The organism is Mesorhizobium sp. M7A.F.Ca.MR.245.00.0.0, from assembly GCF_003997415.1.
Taxonomy (GTDB): domain Bacteria; phylum Pseudomonadota; class Alphaproteobacteria; order Rhizobiales; family Rhizobiaceae; genus Mesorhizobium.
Map to the genome: position 1 here is coordinate 123,705 of NZ_RZTE01000011.1, position 1,563 is coordinate 125,267.

General features: G+C 67.8%; 1 pseudogene. It reads left to right on the forward strand.

Annotated elements, in window-relative coordinates:
• Positions 1 to 1,563 (forward strand): annotated as a pseudogene (locus tag EOB80_RS34785) (autotransporter outer membrane beta-barrel domain-containing protein); the annotation flags it as partial.

Here is a 1,563-nt window from a genome sequence, read left to right on the forward strand (position 1 = left end):
AGGTTACGGTCAGGGCGGACGGCAACATCATCGCCGACACCGACGCGGTCGGCTCGGGCGGCATCGTGGCACAGTCGATTGGCGGCGGCGGCGGCAATGGTGGCCGTGCGGCCACGATGGCCGGCTCGGTCAGCAACGGCGTCAATGTCAGCCTCGGCGTTACTGTCGGCGGCTGGGGCGGCGACGGTGGCAGGAGCGACCTGGTGATCGTCGATACCGGCCTCAGCGGCGGCGGCAGCATCGTCACCAAGGGTTACCAGGCTGGCGGCATTCTTGCCCAGTCGGTTGCCGGCAGCGGCGGCAATGGCGGCGATTCCTGGGCGGCGGCTGGCGGTTACGGCGTCAATGTCAGCGTCAACGCGACCGTGAGCATCGGCGGCGGCGGCGGCGACGGCAATGTCAGCGACGATGTGCTCGTCCACAATGCCATGACGGTGCAGACGGATGGCGACATGAGCGCGGCGATCCTTGCGCAGTCGATCGGCGGCGGCGGCGGCAATGGCGGCTCGACCAACGGTGCGACCGCCGATCTGGGCGGCGGCCAAGGCGTCAACGTTGCGGCCAACGTGACCGTCGGAGGCGGGGGCGGCACCGGCAATATCTCCGGCGCGGTCGACGTGATCAACACCGGCAATTTGACGACCAAGGGCGATTTCTCCTCAGGCATCGTCGCGCAATCGCTGGGCGGCGGCGGCGGCATGGGCGGATCGAGCAACGCCAAGGCGTTCCACCTTGGCGGCACCAGCGAGACGAGTGTCACCGTCAATGTCGGCATTGGCGGTTCGGGCGGCTCCGGCAACGATGCGGCGTTGTTCCGCCTGGATGACGGCAACAACGTCATCGGCGCCGGCGTGCATGTCGACAATTCCGGGGTAATCCGGACCCAGGGCTTCAATTCCATCGGTATCCTGGCGATGTCGGTCGGCGGCGGCGGCGGCGCGGCTTCGACCGACGAGGAGATCGTTGGCGGAGGCAGTGAAGGCGAGACGTCCGTCGGCATCGGCGCGGCGATCGGCCTCGCCGCGGGCGGCGCCGGCAATGGCGGCACGGTCTCTGTAACCAACCGGAGCCTGATCGTGACCGACGGCGCCGATTCGTATGGTATCAGCGCCAACTCGATCGGCGGCGGTGGTGGTGTCGGCGGCTCGGCGACATCGGGCGTATTGGGTAAATATGCGATCGGTGGGGCGCTTGGCGGGGCAGGCGGCGGCGGGGGCAGCGCTTTCCAAGTCGACGTCTTCAATCTCGCCACGGCCGGCATCTGGACCCAGCAGGAGCGTTCCATCGGCATCTTCGCACAGTCGGTGGGTGGCGGCGGTGGCGCCGGTGGCGCCGGCGAAAGCACCGGTCACACCGATGAATCGGAAGTCAGTGTCAACCTGTCACTGGGCGGGTCCGGCAACGTTGGCGGTAACGGTGGCAAGGTCAATGTCGAAAACAGCGGCTGGATCCAGACCGAGAAGGCCTATTCGCACGGCATACTGGCGCAGTCGATCGGCGGCAGCGGCGGCGTCGGCGGCGCTTCGGGCACCTCGGCCAAGGACTCCAATGTGGCCATAACCT